We start from the raw sequence: 23,266 nt of genomic DNA, 5'->3' as shown, positions 1-23,266 counted from the left end.
ATTACTATCAATTAGGTTCTTTAAGATATTCATGCTCATTTAGATATTCGAATTTACCTGTCATATTTCTGAATTTAATTGAGTAAGCGTGTAACATTAAACGGTTGAATTTTTTACCACCATATTTATGATCACCGTAAATTGGGTATCCTAGATAAGATAAAGTAGCTCTTATTTGATGTTTTCTACCAGTGATTATTTTTGCGAATTTTCTATCTTTAATCATAAATAATTTAGTAGTAAATTTTTTAGAGTTCTCTACAAAATTCTTACTTATTTTCATTTTTTGTTTTATATTATCATGATAAATATAACCTTCAACAGTCAAATGATCATTATTAAAATCACTTTTGAAAATATATGTTTTTTCAATGTTTTTTATATTTTCATTCAAATATTGAAGTGTTTCATAGTTTTTTGCATATAGCATAATTCCACTAGTTTCTTTATCTAATCTTCCAACATGACTAGGAACAAAGCTGTCAACTTTTTTGAATTTTAAGTAAGATAAAACTTGTTCATCGATACAGTTTTCTTCACTGTGAATAGCTATTTTTTCTGGTTTATGAATTAATAAAATATTTTCATCCTCATAGATAGGATGAAAAAGAATTTTGATATTTTTATTAATTTTTGATTCATTATTTTTTAAGTCTGAAAGTCCATAAACTTCAACTAGGTCATTTTCTTGAATAACATGATTTTTATTGATGTTTCTAATACCATTAATTTTAATATCTTTTTGGCGAAAAACTCTTTCAATTCTGCTTATAGGAACATTATCGAAGTATTTAACTAAAAGTTTAAATGCAGTTCTTCCTTGATCGTTTTTTGTAGTATTAAATTTTGTATATTCCATTAAAACTCTTCTCTTTGACTTTCAAATAAGTCATATTCAGTAGCATTTTCTTCAGTACCCTCAACAAAATTAAATTCAGTTAGTTTAGGTAATTCAGAAAGAGATTTAATTCTAAAATAATCGTAAAACTTGTTTGTTACACCATAAAGAACTGGATGACCAACTGTAGGTGAGATACCCACTTCTTCAACAACACCTTTAGCTAATAGAGTATTTAAAACTTGGTCAGATGAAACTCCACGAATGCTTGCGATTTGACCTCTAGTAATTGGTTGTTTATAAGCTATTATCCCAGCAACTTCAATAGCAGCGTTTGAAAGCTTTTGTTTTCTAATCACATTAACAATTTTTGAAATATATTCTTTAACACTCTCGCGAGTTGCTAATTTATAAATCTCATTAAACTCAACTACTTTAAGTCCTCTGTTTGATTCATTGTATTTTTTAATAAAATCATTAATTACTTTTTTAGCTTCAATAATATTATTTAATGAGAAAAGTTCTCTAATTTGTTCAAGAGTTAATCCTTCATCACCTTGAACATATAATGCAGCTTCTAAAATATTATCTTTCATACTCAGGTCCTCTTTTGAATCTTAATTCAGCAAATTGTTCATCTTGTTCTATAATGATAATTTGTCTTCTAGCCATATCTAAAAGTGCTAAAAGTGTAATTACAAAATGATTTAATGATGGTAAATTAAATATTTGATCAAAAGTTACATTCTCATAATTATCAAAAATGTTTTTTATGTAACCTTCTTGATCTTTTGGTGTTAACTTAAAAGTATCTAATTTAGCTAAAGCAAGTTTTTGAGCAAATCTTCGTTCAAACATTTTTCTAAGTATCATAATCAATTTAACTGGGTTAGAAGTACCATCAAGCTTTGAATTATCTTTTTCTAAAATAAATTGATCTAAGTTACTCATTTCTTTAATAAAAATATCATCACGTAATTCTTCTTTTTCTTTAAGTGTTTTACTTACTTCTTTGAATTGTTTATATTCTAAAATTTGTTGTAAAAGATTACTTTTTTCGATTTCAACTTCTTCTTTTTCCTCTGGACTATTTAATAATAATTTTGACTTGAGTTGAATTAAAGTAGCGGCCATAACTAAATATTCAGATGCTATATTAATATCTGAATCTTTTAAGTTGTTGATTATTTGCAAATACTGAGTTGCTAATTCAGCCATATTGATTTCAAAAACACTTATTTTTTTATCTTGTACTAAAGATAATAAAAGGTCAAGTGGTCCATCAAAATCATCTAATTTTATATCAAAATTATCCATTGTTTAACCCAGATAATACGATTTCTCTAACTCTTTTTCCTACAGCAGCTGAATCTTGTGTTATAACAGCGTTAGCCTTAATTAAAGAGTGAATTTTAATTTTAATTGTTAATCTACCTTTTCTTTTTTTATCAAATGCTTGTTCACTATTAACAATAGTAACAGGTAAAATTGGTAAATATTTCATAGCGGCAATTTTAAACGCACCTGACTTAAATTCTCCTATTTCATTAGGATTAGCAACTCTGGTACCTTCAGGGAAAATAACTCCATAAGTTGAAATTCTTTTTACATATTCACCAAAATCTTGAAGAGTTTTATAAGACTCTCTGAAATTTTCTCTATCAATTGAAAAAGTATCAAGTAAACTAAGTCCATTTCTAACTAAACGTTTTTTGAGCAATTCTTTTTTAGCGATAAAGGTAGGCATTTTGTGTGCTTCTTCACCTTTTTCTTTATTTAATTCAAAAAGTTTCATTAAAACAACTGAGTCGATATTTGATTTGTGATTTGGTGTTAAGATAACTCCACCAGTGCTTGGTAGATTTTCCATTCCAGTAATTTCAACATCAATTCTTAAAAGTTTTAGCATTTTTTTACTGTATTTAATCATTCTGTCAAGTCTTACTTGTTGACTTGCTAATTCAGGAGTTTTACGGTATTTTCTTGCTAAAGAATTTATTCTGTGAAATCTCATCAATCATACAGGACCAAAAACAATTTTCTTTAATGTGATTAAATTCATATTATCCTTTCTTGATTACAAAAGCAACTAAATTATCACCATCATCACTTGTGCTAATGTAAAAATTTTCATGCATATATGCAGAATTTTCTTTTGTGATATTAATTTTATTAAAAGTTGAATAATTATTATCAGCTTTATATATAGCTTCTTTTATGGATCAGTGAACTGCTACATATTTTATTTTATTTCTTATTTCAACTATTTTTTGATATTCATCTAATTCTTGCTGAGTTAAAATTCGTTTAGCAAACTTATCATAATTATCAATAAAACGTGAAATTTTTACAATATCAACACCAATCATATTATTTTGTTATTGTTAAAGTAATTTTATAGTCACCAATTTTAGAATCTAAATCTTCTTTTTTTCCACTTAAAATATATTTAAATTCAATGATATCTTCGCTTTGATTTCTTATAATATCAAAATCAGTTAAGTATGTTCATATATCAAAATTTGAAACTGGTGAATTTGGTGAAGCTTTAACATTAAAGACATTTAAAACTCATTGGTTTTTGATTAAATTTAATGTTGTAGCACCAGCAAAAATATTTATTTCGTTTTCATTAAACTCAATTCTGTTTGAAATTCCTTGAGATGGTTCAATAAATGTGTAAGCTTCAAAACCGAAATCATCATCTTTCTCAACTGAAGCGTTAAAATCAGTAATTAATTCATCAGAATTAACTGGTTTAGCAACAGATAAAAATTTTATTTTCATTTTGATAACCTTTCTTTAATTTTGTCTTCACCAAATAAATAAATAGCTTTAGCTAATTCAGGACCATGTTCAGAAAAAGTTGATGCAAGTCTTATAGGCATAAATAATTTTTTACCTTTTACATTGCAAATTTCTTGAGTTTTATTAATTGCCTTTTGAATTTCGTCAACATTAAAATTAGAATTGTTGACTAACTCAGTGAAAGTATTTATTACTTTTAATTCTTCTTCAGTGAATTGATATTCAAAATCTGAAATTGGGTTCTTGTACATTTCCAAACTTTCATTCAATCCATTTATGCAGTAAGCATTTTGTTTATATGTATCAATGAATAAATCAATTCATTCTTGGTTAAATTCATTGATTTCAGAACTCATAAGCGATTTTAATACAGAGTTATCTGCTTCTTTGATATATTGTTTTGAGAATCATTGCATTTTTTGAATGTCAAATTTTGAAGGAGATTTGCTTAATCTGTTTGGATCAAATTTAGCAATAATTTCTTCTTTAGTCATTTTTTCAGATGCATCTGCACTTGTTCATCCTAAAAGTGCTAAGAAGTTGAATACTGCATGTGATCAGTATCCCTCATTTTTATAATCTTCAATAAATTGTTTTAAGCTTAAATCACGTTTAGAAAGTTTTTGACCTTCCATATTTGTAATTATAGTCATGTGTCCGAAACTTGGTGCTTCTCAATTTAACATTTTATAAATTGCAAGTTGTTTTGGTGTGTTACCAATATGTTCTTCTCCGCGTAATACATGTGTAATTTCCATATCATGATCATCAACTACTACTGCAAAATTGTATGTTGGATAGCCATCAGATTTAAAAATAACTCAGTCAGATAAATCACTTGAATTAAAACTAATTGGACCTCTAACAATATCTTCTCAAGAATATTCTATATTTTCTGGCATAGATAGTCTAATTGAATACTCCCCAGCAGTATCTCTTTTTTGTTTTTCTTGTTCTGAAATTTTTAATCAATTTCTGTTATATCTAAATGAAGGAATTCCTTTAGCATCACTTTCAGCTTTTTGTTGTTCAAGTTCTTCTGTTGTATCATAAGCTTTATAAGCTAAATTTTGTTTAAGTAAAATATCCGCTACTTCTCTATAACGGTCTAATTTTTCACTTTGACGATATTTTCCATATTTTTCATTTGGTTTAAGCGGAGATTCATCAGGAATAATTCCTAATCATGCTAAATTTTTAAGTTGACTTTCTTCACCACCAACAACATTACGTTTAATATCTGTATCTTCAAGTCTGAAAATAAAATCACCATTAAAATGTTTTGCATAAAGATAACAGAAAAGCGCTGTTCTAGCTCCTCCGATGTGTAAATATCCAGTTGGACTTGGTGCATATCTTGTTCTAATTTTTTTCATAACTTTGTTCCTAAACTACTTTTTATTAATAAGTTTTTAAATTATATAAAATTTTGTATATTATTTTACCTTTTATAAAAGCAAAAAGTCAGCACTTGGCTGACTAATTTATATATTATTCTTCAGTAATTGTTGGTTCATCTTCATTAGCTGAACTACTTGATTGTTGTGATGCGTAGTTAGCAAAATTTTTCATGACATTTTCAATTTGATCCAATTTTTCTTTTAATTGTGCAATGTCTTTTTTCTCAATTAATTCCTTAAGTTCTTTAACCATTTTTTCAGATTCTTCTTTAGCTTTAGGATCCATTTTGTCACCTTGTTCTTGGTTTGCTTTTTCAATTTGATTTACTAAAGCTTCAGCTCTAACGATTGTTTCAACTTCTTCTTTACGTTTACTATCTTTTTCTTTATTTTCTTCTGCTTCTTTAACCATTCTGTCAATTTCTTCTTCAGATAATTTTGATGAGTTTTCAATTTTAATTGATTGAGCTTCATTAGTTTTCATATTTTTGGCTGTTACAGTTGTAATACCGTTAACGTCAATTGAGAAACTAACTTCAATTTGAGGAACTCCACGAGGAGCTGGTTCGATTCCTGAAAGATTGAATTGACCAAGTCTTTTATTATCACTAGCCATTTGTCTTTCACCTTGAACAACCATAATTGTAACTTCTGTTTGATTATCTGCAGCTGTTGAGAAAATTTGTGATTTAGTTACTGGGATAGTTGTATTTCTTGGGATTAATGGTGTACTAATTCCACCTAAAGTTTCAATTCCTAATGTTAATGGAGTTACGTCAAGTAAAAGAATATCTTGAACATCTCCAGCAAGAACTCCACCTTGAATTGCAGCTCCAATAGCAACAACTTCATCAGGGTTGATTGAACGGTTAGGAGCTTTTCCTAAAGTTCTTTGTACCATATCTTGAACAGCAGGGATTCTTGTTGAACCACCAACAAGTAAAACTTCGTCAAGTTCACTAGCAGTAATGTTTGCTTCTTTTAAAGCATCTTCAATAGGTTTTCTTGTTTTGTCAACAAGATAAGCTGTCATAGCTTCAAATTCACTTCTTTTAAGTTCTAAATCAACGTTAACAGGTCCATCAGAAGTAACTGTTAAGAAAGGTAAATTGATGCTTGCAACTGATTGATTAGATAAATCAATTTTTGCTTTTTCAGCAGCTTCTTTAAGTCTTGCAAGAGCCATTTTATCTGTTGAAGGATCATAGTTGTGTTGAGATTTAATTTTTTCAATTAATCATTTTACAATTTCATTATCTCAGTCATCACCTCCAAGGTGGTTGTTTCCACTTGTTGATAATACTTCAAATGTACCAGATTCTAATTCAAGAACTGAAACGTCAAAAGTACCACCACCTAAGTCATAAACAAGTACTTTCATAGATTTATCTGTTTTATTTAATCCGAATGCAAGTGCAGCAGCAGTAGGTTCATTAATAATTCTTTCTACTTGAAGACCTGCAATTTTACCAGCAATTTTTGTAGCTTCACGTTGAGCGTTATCAAAGTAGGCTGGAACTGTAATAACAGCTTTTGAAACTTTTTGTCCAAGTTTTTTTTCAGCATAATCTTTCATGTAAGATAAAATCATTGCCGAAATCTCTTCTGGTTTATATTCTTTATTATTTACATTAACTGTTTGACTTGTTCCAATTAATCTTTTGATTGATGCAACAGTGTTTGGGTTAGTTTCAATTTGTCTTTTAGCTACTTCACCAACGATGATTTCATCATTTTTAAAACTTACAACTGATGGAGTAGTTCTTTTACCATTTGGGTTTTCTAAAACAACTGGATTAGTTCCATCCATATATGAAACAACTGAGTTTGTTGTTCCTAAGTCAATTCCTAAAATAATTTCTTTTTTCATGTTATCTCCTTTAGATAATAATATTTTAACACATTTTTAGCAATCTCAAATATTAATTGCTAATTTTTTTATATAAGGTTACAACCGCTGGTTTTATAACTCTATTATTTAATTTAAAACCATAATTATTTAATTTAGCAATGCTATTGTTTTCATGTTCAGTACTTTCAATAAAGTCTATAGCATAATGAAATTCAGGATTAAATTCTTCGCTTACATTTGGAATAATAAGTTCTATATTATGATTGTTTAAAGTATTAACGAATTGATTTTCAATCATTTTAAATCCATATATAAAGTTTTTTAACACTTGGTTATCAGTGTTTTCTGTTGCTTTAATTGCTAAAATGAAATTATTGAATGGACTTATAAAATCTTCAACAAAACCTTGAAGAGCAAAGTCTTTAATTTTTTGTTTTTCTTCTTTTAATTTTTCATCGTTTTCTTCTTTTTTTCTTCTTAATTCTAAATCTGCTTTAGTGCTCATTTCTTGAACTTTAGACATAAAAGCTTCACGTGAAGCGATAATTTCTTTATCCTTTTGCTCGATTTGTTCTTGAAGAGACTTGTTAATTTCACTTAGTTTTAAAGCTCTTGCGTTAAGATTAATTAATTCTTCTTCGATTTTTTTGAGCATATTTTGAGATTTTGTTAATTTTACATCGCTGATTTTAACTAAAGCATTTTTTCCAGCAAAATTTTCATCTCTATAAGATTTAGGAAATGTTAATTTTACTTCTAGATTAGGAAATGATTTTCTATTTATTAAATAAGAATCAAAATTGTCTAAATATTCATTTTTCCCAATTGTTATTTTTGTAGTTTTTGTGTATTCTGGAATTTCAACACCTTCAACAAAAAGATTGAAATTACCTTCTAAAATGTCATTTGTTTGAATTTTCTGCATTTTTTTCATAATTATTTATCTCCATTTCTCTTACGTAATAATTCTTCAAGAATGTGTATTACAGCTCTCATTTGAGTAAAATCGCTGACTGTTGAACCAACAACACTAACTTCACGAATAGGACTTTCACATTCAATTCTTTTTGAAATGTATGTACCGGAACTTGAAACAGAAATTTTTAATTTTTCTTCTGATTCTGATTCTTTTTCAATGAATTCTCAAATTGAGTGATTTTCAATCACATTCAACATCTCATTCAAATCAACTCTTGAAATATTGTCACTTAGTATAATGTTTTGTTTTCCATATACATTATTTTTAAAGTCAGTTTTAATCATAAAAATATCTGTAACAAAACTTTGGATCAACTCTTCATAATTCTTAACTGCTTGAGCTAAAATGTCTTTAAGTGCATAAGTTCGCTTTGGTAATTCATAAATTGGTGAATCGATAAGACGTTCATTAAATAATCTGACCGCAATTCTTAAATCATCCATTAAATTTTTACTTGTATCTAAAGTTATGAATTTTGAAAATACTTCACCAGTAGAAATGACCAAAACAATTGTTGCACTATTATTACTAATTGGAACAAATTGAATTGTTTTTAATAAAGCTCGCGAATTATCTGAACCAGTTACTAAAGTTAAACCAGTTGATTCACTAATAATTTGAGCAGCATCTTCCACAGTTTTGTCAATATTAATATTTCTTTTATTAAAAAGTTGTTTTAACTTTTTAATCATTTTATCTTCTTCACTTAAACTTAGATATTTGGCGTAATATTCAAGACCTTTAATAGTAGGAATTCTTCCTGAACTGACGTGAGCTTTTTCTAAATAACCCAATTGCTCTAGTTCATTCATTAAATATCTAACTTTTGCACTTGAGAAATCAACATAACCTCTTTCTAATATTAAATTAGAGCTAACTGGTTGAGAATTTTCGATATAAATCTCCACCGTGTGCTTTAAAATTTCTTCGTGTTGGTTCTTTAATTTTTCCATGATTTAATTATATATTAAAATTTAAAATTTAGCAGAATTTATTAAAGATTGCTAATTTTATTTATAGTTTACTAATATGAAAACGAAAATGAAATTGTATTATAATTTAAACAATTAATAATTTAATATAGTAGAATATTTAAACCGAAAAAATACTTTCAAAATTAAAGGAGTGAAACATGAGAAAAATAGCTATTTTAACTTCTGGTGGTGATGCACCTGGTATGAACAGTGCAATTAGAGCTGTTGTAAAATCAGCAAGAAATAATGGAATTGAACCTTATATTGTTTATGAAGGATTTAAAGGACTTTATCACAATAATATTGTTAAAGCAAATAAAATTGATTTAGATTTTTACAATTCAATTGGTGGAACATGTATTTATTCAGCAAGATTCCCTGAATTTAAAGATCCACAAGTTAGAGAAACAGCAATCAAAAACCTTAAAGAAAATGATATTGATGCACTTGTAGTTATCGGTGGAGATGGAAGTTACATGGGTGCACAATTATTACATGAATCAGGTATTAAAACAATTGGTCTTCCAGGTACAATTGATAATGATATTGCATCAAGTGATTTTACAATTGGTTATGATACAGCATTAAATACTGTTGTTGAATCAATTGACAAAATTAGAGATACAGCAAATTCACACAAAAGAATTATGCTTGTGGAAGTTATGGGAAATCAATGTGGTGATTTAGCACTTTGAAGTGGTTTAGCAACAGGTGCCGAAATCATTTCAACAAGTTCATATACAATTCCAGTTGAAGAAATTGTTGAAAGAGCTAATGAATTAGTTCAAGAAAAAGAACGTCGTTCAGTTATGATTGTTGTTAGTGAAAAAAGATACGATATTAATGATTTGGCTAAAAAAATTGAAGAAAAAACTGGTTGAGCTACAAGAGCAAACTCACTTGCACACACACAAAGAGGTGGAAAACCAACTGCTCAAGAAAGAATTCTTTCTTCGCTTTTAGGAATGAAGGCGGTTTCATACTTACTTAGTGGAAAAAGTGGTATTGCTTTAGGAATCTTACACAATGATATTGTTGCAACACCTATTTTAGAAGCTTTAAAAATGAAATCATCATCAAAAGAAAAAGAAAAAGAAAGAGCTATAGCTTTTGCTAAATTAAATTCAGCTAAATAATGACTAAAGTGGTTAATTCCACTTTTTTTATATTAAAAAACATAGCCTAAGCTATGAATTTCTATTGATTTACAACTGTTAATAAGTATTTTTGAATTGCATTTGCATCTTCTCTAAATCTGAAGTTACTAATTGTATAAATTGGGTACTCTTTAGATTTGATGAAGTCATCTTTAAGTTTAAGTTTTAATACATCTTCAACTTCGATATAACAACTAGTATCATCTAAAGCTAGTCCAATTAATAATTTACGAGTAGATTTATCAACTATTGCAATATCAATTGTATAAGATCCAACTCTGTAGTCAGAAATAAATTCAACATCTTTATCAAAACGAATTGTTTTGAGTCAATTCATTATTGTGTTTTTGAAGTTTGGTGAAACGTGTTGAATTAATTTATTATTTAAACTTGTATATGATTTTTGTTCTGCAGAACTAAGATCAAGGAATTTAAGTCATTTCTTGAATGTATAAAGATTTGCTGAACCAGTGTTATCAACAAGAATGTCAGATTCATAAATTGATTTAACAACAATCATTTTGTCTTTTGCACGTGTAATAGCTACATTCAATGCATTTTTTCCACCTTTAGTTCCAATGTATGTACTGCTTAAGGTAGAGTCTTTTGTGTATCCGACACTTACAATTACTAAGTCAGCTTCATCACCTTGAATATTTTCTAGATTTCTAAGTAAAATTTTATCTTCAAGTTGGCTATAAAGTTCTGGTGCTTGACCAGCAATGATTTCTCTAATGAAATTTTGTTGTTTTTTATTGAAAGCTAAAATAATCATTGAATCATATTTATTAATATTTTCTAAAGCTAAATCAACTACTTTTCTAGCTTCTTCGATGTTTTTATTATCTTTTCATTTTCCATTTACATTAACTACTTCAAAACAATGTTTTTCAGTATATCCATATTTATCTAAACCTTTAAGTTTAGATTCGTAAAATTCTTTAGAACTGAATAAAATTAATTCACTTGAATTACTTCTATAATTCATTTCAAGGAATATTTTTTGAATTGCCATTGAACTAGCTCAATCTAAAAGTGATTTCACTTCTTGTTTTGAATATTCATCTTCTGATTCATCTCTTGAATTAAATCAGTTTGTTGGTTGCATCTGTTGATCATCACCAGCAATAATAACTTTTCCAGTAACTCTACCTTTATTATCTTGAGTTAAACATGAGATGTATGGAAGAGCTTTTTCAAAGAAAATTTGTGAAGATTCATCAAAAATAATGTAATCGAATTTATCATTATCAAAATCTATGAAGTTAGATAAGATTTCTGGGTTACCAACAAAAACATTGTAAAGTTTTTTAATTAATGTGTTATATTCACTTGTTAGTAATTGTGGTGAACTAATTCCTCTATTTACTTTAGCTATAAATTCAGTTAATTCATTCTTTTCACTTTGAGAAAAATTGTTTGCTGTTTTCTTAATATTTGTAACAACTCTTTTGTACATGTTTTCAAGTTCATCTCAAGTTACATTAGAATCATTTTTTGAATCTGTAAATGATTTAAATCTTGCTTGAACTTTATCAAATGATTTGAATGTATTGAATTTGTTAATTGATGAAATTACAATTAAATCTTCAATGTTATATTTATACAATCTCTTTTGTAAACGATAAATTTGTTTAATTCATCTGAGATATTTATTGATTTTTAATCAATCTTGAATCATTGTTTCTGGTTTATCTTTTATAGCTGTTTTAAATTTGAACAATTTGCTATTTTTGAAGAAAGTTTTTGCCTCATTAAATCTTCTAAAGAATTTAGTTTTTAAATAAGTTTTGATGTATCAGTTATATACACTTCTGAATTGAATCATTGATTCATAATTATTAATAGTTCTTTGAAGCTTTTTGATATCTTTTTTATCTTCATTTAAGGTATCAACTTTTTTGATTCTAAAATATGCATCTAATTCTCTTTCAGTAAATTGACCTAGAGCATTTTTAGCTTCAAAATAATCTAATTCTTCGTCAAAGATAAATTTTTCATGACTTTTTACAATTTTTTCATTTTCATTACTGTCTTGAACTTCTCTTCAAAGTCTCATAATAGGTTTATAGAAGAATTCTTTTTCGAATTTGTTAGCTCTATTAGATTCATTGAATTGAAAAACTAAGTCTGAATATTTCCCCATTCTCTTTAAAACGACATCAAGAGCCGATTTTTTTTGAGAAATGAATAAAGCTTTTTTATCATTATTCAATATATTCACAATGATGTTGGCAATAGTTTGAGATTTTCCTGTACCTGGAGGACCAGCAATAATTACCGAATCATTTAATGCCATTTGGATTGCTTTTTCCTGTGAAAAATCTGTTTTAGCAACACGGACTAATCTAGCTTTTTCAATAATGTCTTTTTCAACAGCATTTTCTTTGTTTGTTAAAATATCAGACTCAACAAGTTTATCGATTTTACCATCATAAATTAACTTTTCAAGCGCTGAACGCAGTTTGGTACCTTGTGGATGACAAACAGAAAGGACAATTCCCTTAGTTACTGTTGGACTGACAAATTTGCTACTTAAACTATCTTTATCATTTTCCTTGAATGGAGTTAATAAATCTTCTTCTTTAACTAAATCATCTAACACAAATTCAGTTAAATGTTTTCTTAATTCTATAACTGCTTTTTTAATTGAAATATCACTTAATTTGATGTCAGAAACATCAATTTTTTTATTTAACATTTTGCTAATAGCAAAAAGCATTTTTTCGTTTAACAAAATATCGCTGCTTCTGTTAATAAGATAAATTTTACCATTGTGAATCTTAATATTAACTTCTTTTAAAATTAAAGGTGCATAACAATATTGGTCATTTTTTGCATATCCAATAAAAAATGTTCCGATATATAAAGGTCAAACACCAACCTCAGTATAAATTTCTTGGATTTTATTATCATTTAATTTTCACTCTTTAATTAGATTGTTATGAGCATTGGTTAATTTTTCTGCAACAGGACCAAGATTTTTCTTAAATGATTTTTTTAAGTCTTCATCAATTTTTTTACTTGGTTTATAACCGCATTCTTCAGCTCATTGACTAAATTCTTCATAGTTTTTAAGTTCATTAATTCTACTAATTTGTGAATCATTGAACATTGAAGTAATTTCTATGTTAAATTCAGCGTTATTAAAAATTGTTTGTATATGCTCTTTTTTTACAATTTTTAATAAATCTTGATTGATTTTAGATAAATGATAAAAAATAGCATTATCCCCGTGAGATTTTATATCGAGCAAATTATTCAATAATGAATTGTACTTTTCAGTGTTAATTGGCAACTTATTTTCTTTTTTATTTATCTTCAACATCATTCCTCCTATATTTGTATCTATATTATAAATGAAATTTTTTAACTGATTTAATTAATTAAAAAAAGTTAAAATTTTCTGCATTTTTTCCAAGATAAAATACCTAAATTTTATGTTTTTGTAATATTAAATTTTAATTTATAATAATAAATAACTATGGATAAATCAAAAATTAAAAATTTTTCAATAATTGCACATATTGACCACGGAAAAAGTACTTTAGCAGATAGAATTTTGGAGTTAACTAACACTGTTGCTAAGAGAGATTTAAAAGAACAATATTTAGACTCTATGGATCTTGAACAAGAACGTGGAATCACAATTAAATTAAATGCAGTTCAACTTAAATACAAAGACTATATTTTTCATTTAATTGATACACCAGGACACGTTGATTTTACATATGAAGTTTCAAGATCTTTAGCCGCTAGTGAGGGAGCTTTATTAATTGTTGATGCTTCACAAGGAATTGAAGCTCAAACTCTTGCTAATGTTTATTTGGCTATTGAAAATAATCTTGAAATTATTCCGGTTATTAACAAAATTGATTTACCTTCAGCCAATGTTGAAGAAGTAAAAAAAGAAATAGAAGAAGTTATCGGAATAAGTGCTGAAAATGCCGTTTTAGTTTCAGCTAAAACAGGTTTAGGTGTTCCTGATGTGCTTGAGGCTATCGTAAAATATATTCCATCTCCAAAAAATGCTGATGACAATAAACCATTAAAAGCATTGATTTTTGATAGTTTTTTTGACCCATACCGTGGTGTGGTTATGTTAGTTAGAATCTTTGAAGGTAGATTAAAAGTTGGTGATAAATTCAAATTTATGTCAAATAATGAAGAATACCATGTAATTGAACTAGGAATTAAAAATCCTGCTGAAACTAAAAAAGAATATCTTGAAGCGGGAGAAGTTGGTTGAGTTAGTGCTGCTATTCGTGATGCTAAAGAAGTTAGTGTGGGTGATACAATTACGCACGTTGAAAACCCTACTGATAAAGCCTTACCTGGCTACAAAAAAATGAAACCTGTAGTTTACACCGGGTTTTATCCAATCGATACACGTGATTATTCTGAATTAAAGGAAAGTCTTGAAAAAATTTCACTATCAGACTCTTCGATTACTTGAGAACAAGAAACTTCAAAAGCTTTAGGATTTGGTTTTAGAGTTGGTTTCTTAGGAATGTTACATATGGAAATCCTCCAAGAAAGATTGGACCGTGAGTATAATGTCGGTATTATTGCAACTAGTCCTTCTGTTGAATATAATGTTCATTTGACTAATGGTCAAATTGAAAAAATTTCTAACCCAACCTTACTTCCTGATAAGTCAACCATTGAATTTATTGAAGAACCTTACATAGAAGCAAATATTTTTATCCCTAATGAATATATTGGAAATGTTATGGAACTTTGTCAAAGTAAGAGGGGTATTTATAAAAATCTTGAGTATATTGACTCTAAAAGATCAAAAGTTATTTATGAAATGCCACTTGCTGAAACCATTTTTGACTTTTTTGACAGATTAAAAAGTACAACTAAAGGTTATGCTTCATTTGAATATGAGTGAATCGGTTATAGAGAAAGTGATTTAGTTAAAGTTGACATTTTACTTAATGGAGATAAAGTTGATGCTTTTTCAATTATTTCTCACAAAGATAATGCTTATGTATCTGGTAGAGAGTTGTGCGAAAAACTTAAAGAAGCTATTCCAAGACAAAATTTTGAAATTCCAGTTCAAGCAACAATTGGTGGAAAAATTATAGCTAGAGAAACTATTAAAGCTTATAGAAAAGATGTTACAGCTAAATTGTATGGAGGAGATGTTACTCGTCGTCAAAAACTTCTCAAAAAACAAAAAGAAGGTAAAAAACGTATGAAATCTCTTGGTTCTGTTGAAGTTCCACAAGAAGCATTTCTTTCAATACTTAAAACAAACATTGATAAAAAATAATAATTTTGTAATAAACTATGACACAAAAGTTAACTAATAAAAGTAAATTTTCGTGTCATAGTTTTTTTGTGATTCAAACAATTTATAACTTTCTTAATATTTCATCTACATCAGTAAAAAATACTTTTATTCCACGTTTGTTAATTTGAATAATATCTCTTAAATAAGTTTTTAATTTTTTAGCCAATTCTTCATGAACATGTACAGTTTCACCTTCTATAACGTGAATATGATCTATGTAATTTTCTTTAATTGGAAAAGCATTTTGAATTAGAAACGCACGCTGTCTATGCGCAAATTCTCCTATTACAATAGTGTTACATCTGTTAAATTTTGAAAATTTATCTTTCATAATTTTTTTATATTTTTTAATTCTTGAACTAATTGGTATCATTCATAATATTTCATTATTTTCAAAATCTCTTATAGCGTAAAAATGTGGCCTATAACCATTATCTTCTTTGTTAATTAGTAAATTTTGACTATCAAATTTAATGAAGAATTAGTCTTTAATATGATAACAATAACCCTCTTTTACTTTCATATAACTCCTATAAAAAAATCTTCCCACAATAAAGCAGGAAGAATTTATCGATTGATTTGTTGTCCACATGATCGAGAAGTGGTAAACATTTGCAAACCGAATCACTTATATTCCGCCCCATCGGCAAGCGGTAAACATGTAGCAAACCGAATCACTTATATTCCGCCCCATCGGCAAGCGGTAAACATTTGCGTCGAACTTAATCGATATTTTAATAAGTAAGAAACTATGTTTCTTTTTCTTATTAATTTAATTATAACACAAATTACTTTAGTAGTAAACAAACGGAAATTTAACTTCATTTTTATGAAATTCAAAACTGCCAAACTAAGATTCAAATATCAATTTTTAGTGATAAAAGATTTTATCAATTACCACCACTAATAACTGACTATTTTTTAAAAAGCGAACAAAAAATGGAAAATAAAAGTTTGACACAGTCAAATAACTATACTTGAGTGAGTGCCATACCTTATCATGAATATATTGATCATGATAAGGTATGCACTTTATGTATAAATAATATTAATTTTAAGTTATATTATATATGTGTGATTTATAGAATTCAAAATTGAAGTTAAAATGATTTTTAGTAAAATTTTATTAGAACAAACTGAGGATAAAAAATGATGATAGAAAATACAGAAAATTATAATGACACGATTATTTGTATAAAAAGTAAAATTAAAAAAGATGAGTCTAAGCATTATATGGTCAAAAATTCAAGTGATGAAATCGAATTTTTACATGATAAAGTAGCAAATAATAGAATTCTTAAAGAAAATCAAATGACAATTTTACATTTTAATGAATGTTTGGATTTCTTCAAAGACGGGTTGCGTTTTTCTAGAGTTTCTGAAATTATCGGATTTCAAACGCACACCATTAGAAAGTTTCTCAAAATTGCCACATCAAATGACGGAATTAGTCTTAAAAAAGCTAAGAAAGTTTGTCGCAACTGCGATCAATACATTAATTATGTAAACTATATTGATTTTCAATTAATTGCCGAGCACCTTATGTTTTATAAATCTAAAAGAACAAGACTTCATTCAAAAACAATACAAAATAGATGAGAGGATTTTATAAATTTTTGAAATGAGGAAGTGAGACAATATAAAACAGATAAATCTAATAAAAATATTAAGTTATCTGCTAGAGATATTGTTTATAAATTCGCTTCTTTATATCCAAATAGTAAGTGTCCGACTATAAGCTTGGTATATAAGTGATTAAAAGTTAATGCATACAACTTAAATAGTAATAATGAAATTAAGTTGGTTAGAAAACATAATAAAAGAAATAAAAAGTAACTAGATTTGTACTATAAGAAATTTAATAATCTTTTTTTGAATAAACTTAAAATACAAAAGGAAATTTATTTGTAATTAATTTTAAGTTTGTTCATTTTTTATTATTTAATTGTAATAAATAGATCAAATATAAATACTTTTGTATTTTATATGTTAATCGAAATTATCAATATTTTGATATATTAATTTTTTTCTTGAGCTTACAAATTGGATTCATTTTATCGTTCTGACTTCGAAACTTAGGACACAGTTTAGTTAAAAACATCATTACAATAAAATTACTTACACTATTAAGATAATTCAAAAGATAAGTGATGAAGTTAATGAAATAGTTGTAATCGTTGAATATGAAAACTAAAAAATAACTAACGATTTGCTGCACATAGAGAAATCAATAACTAAGTATTTATAAAATTCTTATGTAGATTTAACAAAAAATACGAAATTAGCTTAAATAGTTGGCTAATTTAGCGTTTTTGGTTTCAACTTGGAAACTAATGATTTACTTGTTAATTTTTTGTTTCGTAGTTTTACTTTTGTAATTGAAATAATTTATAACTTTTTTAAAATTTCATTTACGTTAGTAAAAAACACTTTTACTCCAGTTTTGTTAATTTCTATAACATCTTTCAAATAACTTCTTAATTTTTTACCTAATTCTTCATGCACATATATTTCTTTACCTTTTAGTATATGGATATGATCTACGTAAATTTCCTTAACAGGAAAAGCGTTTTGAATCAGAAACGCACGTTGTCGACCTGCTAATTCTCCTATACAATCGTATTGCATCGCTTAAATTTTGAAAATTTATCATTCATAATTTTTTTATATTTTTTAATTCTTGAACTAATTGGTATCATTCATAATATTTCATTATTTTCAAAATCTCTTATAGCATAAAAATGCGGTCTATAACCATTGCATTCTTTGTTAATTAGTAAATTTTGACTATTAAATTTAATGAAAAATTCGTCTTTAATATGATAACAATAACCCTCTTTTACTTTCATAAAAAAATCTTCCTACAATAAAGCAGGAAGAATTTATCGATTGATTTATAACCCACATGATCGAGAAGCGGCAAACATGTAGAAAACCGAATCACTTATATTCCGCTCCATCGGTAAGCGGTAAACATTTGCAATCGAACTTAATCGATATTTTAATAAGCCAAAAACTAAGTTTCTTTTTCTTATTAATTTAATTATAATAAAATTATTTGACTGGTAAATAAACAAAATTTAACTTCGTTTTCTAAAATTCATAACTGCTAAACTAAGATTCAAATATCAATTTTTAGTGATAAAAGATTTCATCAATTACCACCACTAATACTTGGTTAATTTTAAGAAAGTGAACAAAAAAGGGAAAATAAAAGTTTGACATAGTCAAACATATGGTGCCGACAACTGGACTTGAACCAGCGACCCCATCCTTACCATGGATGTGCTCTACCTGCTGAGCTATGACGGCTTATGTATAAATAATATCAAATTTTAAGTTAGATAGTAATATTTTATTATATATATTGTTAGCTTTTTATATTTTTGCTATAAAAGTTTAGTTAAAAAAATAACGTAACTTAATACGTTATCTAAATTATATTTTATCTAGTCATTCATTTAGAGTTTTTTCAAATTTTTCAATTCTATTTTCTTTGTTAAAAAGAACAACATTGAATTAAGATGCAAAAAGCCATCGCTCACATTTTGAGATATATATTTTTAATTATTTATTGTTACTTTATTTTTCAAAAACCTTTTTTCGAACTTCCTATATATTCTATTAAATTTTCATCAACCACTTCTTTCAAATCCCTTTTAACAGTTCTTAAAGAAAGTGAAAAATAATCAGAAAGTTGTTTTGATGTTAAATTAGAATTATTTCTTATTAAATTTAATATTTTTTCTTTTCTGTTTATTTTTTTAACAGTGTTGAATTGTTTTGTATTATGTTTTTTTCGGTATCACAAGTAACATTTTTAGTGACATTTCATTATTGGATTGACTATTTTGGGTGACATTATAGTCATTTTGGGTGTCATAAGCATTATTTTTAGGTGACATTTCATTATTCGATTGACTTTTTTGGGTGACATTATAGTCATTTTGAGTGTCATTTTATTATCAATATAGCTATTTTGAGTTACACTTTAGTCACTTTGGGTGTCATAAGTGTTGTTTTTATGAGTTATCAAGTTGTTATGGGTTTTCTCATATATAGTTTTAGTCTAAATTAAGACTTATTTTAAGCTAAAAAATGTTAAAAAAAGTTGGTTAACAACTCAACTTATTTATTTGGTAAAATTTGACTTTTGAAATTCTTTTTCTAATTCTTCTTGAAGTTCTTGTATTGTTAAGGTTCTTCCATTTTCAAAATCTTCAACACCCTTTAACATCTCACTAATAAATTCTTCTTGAGTCATTTCTAACAAAAAAAGTGAGTCATCATCATTGGGTGTTAGTTCAATTGTTGATTCGATATTTGTTTTTTCTTTCATATGTTCGCATTTCCTTTATTTAATAATATCATAATAAAATATACTACGATACTAAGTAATTGTATTGTTGGTTTGAGCTGACAAATTTTGCATAACTCAAATCACAAAATAGCAATTATTAAGTAATTTACTAAATTTTTTGTCTTCTTTCATTTAAATATAAAAAAGATATAAGTTTAACACTTATACCTTGTATATTTATATTAATCTAAATCTGAACCGTTGGATTCAATAACTTTTTTATATCAGTAGAATGATTTTTTCTTACTACGTGAGAAATCACCAGTTCCATCGTCATGTCTATTTACATAAATAAATCCATAACGTTTAGCAAATTCTCCTGTACCAGCTGAAACTAAGTCAATTGGTCCTCAAGTTGTATAACCAATAAGTGGAACACCGTCTTTAATTGCTTCAGCCATAGCGTTAATGTGTTGTCTTAAATAATCAATTCTGTAATCATCATTAATTGAACCGTCAGCTTCAACTTTATCAATTGCTCCAAGCCCATTTTCAACAATCATTAATGGTTTATCTGGGTAACGACCGTGAAGTTTGTTTAATGTATAACGAAGTCCATCTGGGTCAATTTGTCATCCTCAATCACTTGATTTTAAGTGTGGGTTAGCAAGACCGAATGTGAAGTTTCCGACACCTTCATCACTTTTTAATGTTGCACTAACACAACTTGTTTGATAGTATGAGAAACTAATAAAGTCTACTGTTCCTTTAGCAAGAATTTGTTTATCTTCTTCAGTTATAAAACTGTAATCAATGTTATTATCTCTAAAGTATCTATACATATATTCTGGATATGCACCTCTAGCTTGTACATCATTACAGAAATGGTTGTATAAATTATCTTCAAATTGAGTTAATAAAACATCTTTAGGATCTGGTGTAAGTGGATAAGCTGTTGATTGAAGTACCATGTTACCAATCATAAAGTTAGGATTGATTTTCTTAGCTTCGATTACAGCAAGAGCTGATGCAACAAATTGGTTGTGTAATGCTAAATAACTTCTTCTTTTATCTGTTTTTAATTTGTTCAAGTCTATTTTTTCTTTTGAAACTTTATCATCTTTATCCATTACTCCAAGTGAGTATAAATCACCAATTCCAAGTTTTCCGTTTAATTTAACTGGTGCATTAATCTCATTAAAAGTAAGTCAGTATTTAACTTTGTCTTTATATCTAGTAAATACTGTTTTTACGTATTTAACAAAGAAGTCGATAACTTCTCTACTTTCAAAACCATTGTAGTTTTTTACAAGTGCTCAAGGCATTTCATAGTGAGCAAGTGTAATAAGAGGTTCAATTCCATATTTTAAACATTCATCAATAACGTTTTCGTAGAATTTTAAACCTTCTTCATTTGGTTTTTCATCATTACCGTTAGGGAAGATTCTTCCTCAGTTAATACTGAAACGGAATACTTTAAATCCCATTTCAGCAAAAAGAGCAATGTCTTCTTTGTAACGTTCATAAAATTTAATAGCGTCGTGAGATGGATAGAAAGCATTTTGATCAATTACTGAAGAGAATCTTCTTGATGTATCTTTATTACCACCAAGAAGCATATCAGGAATTGAAAGCCCTTTTCCTCCATCTAAATAAGCTCCCTCTGCTTGGTTAGCAGCAATAGCACCACCCCAAAGGAAACCTTCTTTAAAAACTGATTTATTCATTTTTATCCTCCGAAATTACTGAAGCCATTTTATCACCAAATTTATGTTCTCCTAATTCTGAGAAGTTGATGTTATTGAATTCTTGTGCATTTGTGATAATAATTGGAGTTGTTAATTCATATCCTTCTTTTTTGATAGCTTTAATATCAAATTTAATTAGATTATCACCTAATGAAACTCTATCACCAACTTTAAGATTTGATTTAAAATGTTTTCCATTTAATTTTACAGTATCTAGACCGATGTGCATTAAAACTTCCATACCATCATCTGATTTAAGACCAATAGCATGTTTTGAATCCATAATCACTTGAACAGTTCCGTTAAATGGTGCCCTTAAAATTCCTTCTTTTGGTTCAATTGCATAACCTTTTCCAAGAACTTCTGAAGCAAAAGTTGCATCATTAACATCTTTAAGTGCAATAGCTTTTCCGTTCATTGGGTTGTATAAAGTTAATTTTTCAACTTTAATTTTATTTAAAATCATAGCTTTTCTAGAGAATTGAATTTTATCACTTGAAATTATAAGTGTGAGCACAAATGTTAAAATAATAGCAATTCCTGCAATAATAGCAGTGTAAGTAATGTTTTCTCAGCTTCCGTTTGGACTAATAAATTCTGCAATACTTAATAGTGCTGGTGTAGCACCTGCATAAGCGGTAACTCCTAAAATTCCGTATGCTATACCACCTAAGAATGATACAAATGAAACTACCATAATAGGTTTTTTATATTTAAGGTTAACACCATACATAGCTGGCTCGGTAATTCCTGCTAAAAGAGCAAGTAACCCAGCAGAAATAGCTTGAGATCTTTCTGATTTGTCTTTTAATTTAAATGAATATGCAAGCGCTGCTGAACCTTGTGCTAAGTTAGCAAGTAACATAGCTGGTAATGTGAATGGATCGTTACCTGTAGCAGGATCTGCTAATAATATAAGTGTAACAGCATAGAAAGCTCAGTGCATACCTGACATAACTAAGAATGGCATAGCCCCACTGATAATTCCAATAGCAAGTCATGGTGCATATCCATATATTCATTTAAGAGCGATCATTATTCATTGACCAATGATATTTCCTAAAGGAGCTAAAGCAAATAATGTTATAACTCCAGCAACAATCAATACCAATGGAGGTTTTAAGAAACTCTTAATAATATTAGGTATTATTTTGTCAAATACTCAGTCAACATATTTAAGTAGAATAACAGCGAATAAAGCTGGTAAGAAACTAGATGAATATGTACCAGTTACAATAGGTAAAAATCCAAATAATTTAATACCATCTTGTGTTGCAAATTTTGCAGCATTTCCAGAATCGAATAATGCAATTAAATTAGGGTGAATTAATAAAGCCACGACAGCAAGTGCCATTGCCATATTTACCTTTAATTGTTTAGATGCTGTGTATGCTAAACCTAAAGGTAAGAAGTAGAATGCTGTGTCAGCTAAAGCACTTAAAATTACATAAGTGTGATTTGTTTCAGAAAGAACATTAGTTAATGAAGGTCCGAGTATTAAAACAAGAACTTTTAATAATCCTCCACCAATTAAGGCAGGGAATAATGGTGAGATACATGCAGAAATAAATGGTAATATACTTCCAAAAAATTTCTTAATATCGAATCCGGTTTTAGTAGTTTCTTCTTTGTGACCAAAACCAGATAGTGAATTCATTTCATCATAAAGTTTGTTTACATGGGTACCAATAATTATTTGATATTGATTACCAACTTTCATGACTCCTTGAACTCCCTTAAGAGATGAAATACTTTTATCATCTACTTTAGAGTAATCATTAAGCTCAAATCTTAATCTAGTCATACAGTGTGTAAGAGACTTAACATTCTCTGATCCACCGACTTCTTTAAGAATAGACTGAGCTAACTCTTTATTAGTCATTTTTCCTCCTATTATTTATTTAATGC

At 27.6% G+C, this 23,266-nt stretch carries 21 protein-coding genes and 1 tRNA gene; 3 read left to right on the top strand and 19 right to left on the bottom strand.

The window, feature by feature from the left end:
• Nucleotides 1-4: 4 nt before the first annotated feature.
• The 10 genes from FRW55_RS02650 to FRW55_RS02605 form a co-directional block, all read right to left on the bottom strand.
• Nucleotides 5-859, bottom strand: coding sequence for a pseudouridine synthase family protein (locus FRW55_RS02650; protein WP_146368614.1), 855 nt, complete (start codon nt 857-859; stop codon nt 5-7).
• Nucleotides 859-1,434, bottom strand: a complete 576-nt coding sequence (gene scpB / locus FRW55_RS02645) for an SMC-Scp complex subunit ScpB (RefSeq protein WP_146309194.1) — start codon at nt 1,432-1,434, stop codon at nt 859-861. The genes FRW55_RS02650 and scpB overlap by 1 nt, the downstream gene beginning before the upstream one ends.
• Nucleotides 1,424-2,155 (bottom strand): segregation/condensation protein A, encoded by a 732-nt coding sequence (locus FRW55_RS02640; protein WP_146309195.1) that lies wholly within the window; start codon nt 2,153-2,155, stop codon nt 1,424-1,426. The genes scpB and FRW55_RS02640 overlap by 11 nt, the downstream gene beginning before the upstream one ends.
• A complete protein-coding gene (locus FRW55_RS02635) occupies nt 2,148-2,900 on the bottom strand; it encodes a lysophospholipid acyltransferase family protein (protein ID WP_146368613.1) in 753 nt (250 codons plus the stop codon). The genes FRW55_RS02640 and FRW55_RS02635 overlap by 8 nt, the downstream gene beginning before the upstream one ends.
• Nucleotide 2,901: 1 nt before the next feature.
• Nucleotides 2,902-3,207, bottom strand: a complete 306-nt coding sequence (locus FRW55_RS02630) for a holo-ACP synthase (protein ID WP_146368612.1) — start codon at nt 3,205-3,207, stop codon at nt 2,902-2,904.
• Nucleotide 3,208: 1 nt separating this feature from the next.
• The gene (locus FRW55_RS02625) at nt 3,209-3,625 is read right to left on the bottom strand and encodes a hypothetical protein (protein ID WP_146368611.1); all 417 of its coding nucleotides are present in this window, start codon (nt 3,623-3,625) and stop codon (nt 3,209-3,211) included.
• The gene (gene gltX, locus FRW55_RS02620; protein ID WP_146368610.1) at nt 3,616-5,022 is read right to left on the bottom strand and encodes a glutamate--tRNA ligase; all 1,407 of its coding nucleotides are present in this window, start codon (nt 5,020-5,022) and stop codon (nt 3,616-3,618) included. Before gltX ends, FRW55_RS02625 begins: the two co-directional genes overlap by 10 nt.
• Nucleotides 5,023-5,137: 115 nt before the next feature.
• Nucleotides 5,138-6,916, bottom strand: coding sequence for a molecular chaperone DnaK (gene dnaK, locus FRW55_RS02615; protein ID WP_146367474.1), 1,779 nt, complete (start codon nt 6,914-6,916; stop codon nt 5,138-5,140).
• Between the two features lie 52 nt (nt 6,917-6,968).
• Nucleotides 6,969-7,832, bottom strand: a complete 864-nt coding sequence (locus FRW55_RS02610; protein ID WP_146368609.1) for a nucleotide exchange factor GrpE — start codon at nt 7,830-7,832, stop codon at nt 6,969-6,971.
• A gap of 2 nt (nt 7,833-7,834) precedes the next feature.
• Nucleotides 7,835-8,830: a heat-inducible transcriptional repressor HrcA gene (locus FRW55_RS02605; RefSeq protein WP_146368608.1), complete on the bottom strand. Its 996-nt coding sequence runs from the start codon at nt 8,828-8,830 to the stop codon at nt 7,835-7,837.
• 179 nt (nt 8,831-9,009) lie between these two features.
• Between FRW55_RS02605 and pfkA the strand changes: the two genes are divergently transcribed.
• A complete protein-coding gene (pfkA, locus tag FRW55_RS02600) occupies nt 9,010-9,987 on the top strand; it encodes a 6-phosphofructokinase (RefSeq protein ID WP_146367471.1) in 978 nt (325 codons plus the stop codon).
• 61 nt (nt 9,988-10,048) lie between these two features.
• Here pfkA and FRW55_RS02595 read toward each other — a convergent pair whose 3' ends face one another.
• On the bottom strand, nt 10,049-13,336 hold the full coding sequence (locus FRW55_RS02595) for a DEAD/DEAH box helicase (protein WP_162848282.1): 3,288 nt from the start codon (nt 13,334-13,336) through the stop codon (nt 10,049-10,051).
• A 156-nt stretch (nt 13,337-13,492) separates the two neighbouring features.
• Here FRW55_RS02595 and lepA point away from each other — a divergent pair, with 156 nt between their 5' ends.
• Nucleotides 13,493-15,289, top strand: coding sequence for a translation elongation factor 4 (lepA, locus tag FRW55_RS02590; protein WP_146368606.1), 1,797 nt, complete (start codon nt 13,493-13,495; stop codon nt 15,287-15,289).
• 82 nt (nt 15,290-15,371) lie between these two features.
• Here the strand turns inward: lepA and cptIN (FRW55_RS04145) are convergent, their stop codons facing one another.
• The gene (gene cptIN, locus FRW55_RS04145) at nt 15,372-15,785 is read right to left on the bottom strand and encodes a type III toxin-antitoxin system CptIN family toxin (RefSeq protein ID WP_419673241.1); all 414 of its coding nucleotides are present in this window, start codon (nt 15,783-15,785) and stop codon (nt 15,372-15,374) included.
• A 674-nt stretch (nt 15,786-16,459) separates the two neighbouring features.
• Between cptIN (FRW55_RS04145) and FRW55_RS02580 the strand changes: the two genes are divergently transcribed.
• Nucleotides 16,460-17,146, top strand: coding sequence for a hypothetical protein (locus FRW55_RS02580; protein WP_146368605.1), 687 nt, complete (start codon nt 16,460-16,462; stop codon nt 17,144-17,146).
• A 552-nt stretch (nt 17,147-17,698) separates the two neighbouring features.
• Here FRW55_RS02580 and FRW55_RS04140 read toward each other — a convergent pair.
• The 7 genes from FRW55_RS04140 to FRW55_RS02550 form a co-directional block, all read right to left on the bottom strand.
• Nucleotides 17,699-17,938 carry a hypothetical protein gene (locus FRW55_RS04140; protein WP_201798400.1) on the bottom strand — a complete coding sequence of 80 codons (240 nt, stop codon included), beginning with the start codon at nt 17,936-17,938 and terminating at the stop codon, nt 17,699-17,701.
• The gene (cptIN, locus tag FRW55_RS04135) at nt 17,920-18,159 is read right to left on the bottom strand and encodes a type III toxin-antitoxin system CptIN family toxin (RefSeq protein WP_201798399.1); all 240 of its coding nucleotides are present in this window, start codon (nt 18,157-18,159) and stop codon (nt 17,920-17,922) included. Before cptIN (FRW55_RS04135) ends, FRW55_RS04140 begins: the two co-directional genes overlap by 19 nt.
• Before the next feature lie 387 nt (nt 18,160-18,546).
• A tRNA-Thr gene (locus FRW55_RS02570) sits at nt 18,547-18,622 on the bottom strand.
• A 265-nt stretch (nt 18,623-18,887) separates the two neighbouring features.
• Nucleotides 18,888-19,121, bottom strand: coding sequence for an HTH domain-containing protein (locus tag FRW55_RS02565; RefSeq protein ID WP_146368604.1), 234 nt, complete (start codon nt 19,119-19,121; stop codon nt 18,888-18,890).
• Between the two features lie 321 nt (nt 19,122-19,442).
• Complete coding sequence (locus FRW55_RS02560; protein WP_146368603.1) at nt 19,443-19,649, bottom strand: hypothetical protein; 207 nt, start codon at nt 19,647-19,649, stop codon at nt 19,443-19,445.
• 203 nt (nt 19,650-19,852) lie between these two features.
• Nucleotides 19,853-21,337: a glycoside hydrolase family 1 protein gene (locus FRW55_RS02555; protein ID WP_146368602.1), complete on the bottom strand. Its 1,485-nt coding sequence runs from the start codon at nt 21,335-21,337 to the stop codon at nt 19,853-19,855.
• Nucleotides 21,330-23,240 carry a beta-glucoside-specific PTS transporter subunit IIABC gene (locus FRW55_RS02550; RefSeq protein WP_146368601.1) on the bottom strand — a complete coding sequence of 637 codons (1,911 nt, stop codon included), beginning with the start codon at nt 23,238-23,240 and terminating at the stop codon, nt 21,330-21,332. Before FRW55_RS02550 ends, FRW55_RS02555 begins: the two co-directional genes overlap by 8 nt.
• Between the last annotated feature and the right edge of the window lie 26 nt (nt 23,241-23,266).

Source organism: Mycoplasma anserisalpingitidis, assembly GCF_007859615.1.
Lineage (GTDB): Bacteria > Bacillota_I > Bacilli_A > Mycoplasmatales > Metamycoplasmataceae > Mycoplasmopsis > Mycoplasmopsis anserisalpingitidis.
This window is presented reverse-complemented; position numbering and strand designations above follow the sequence as displayed.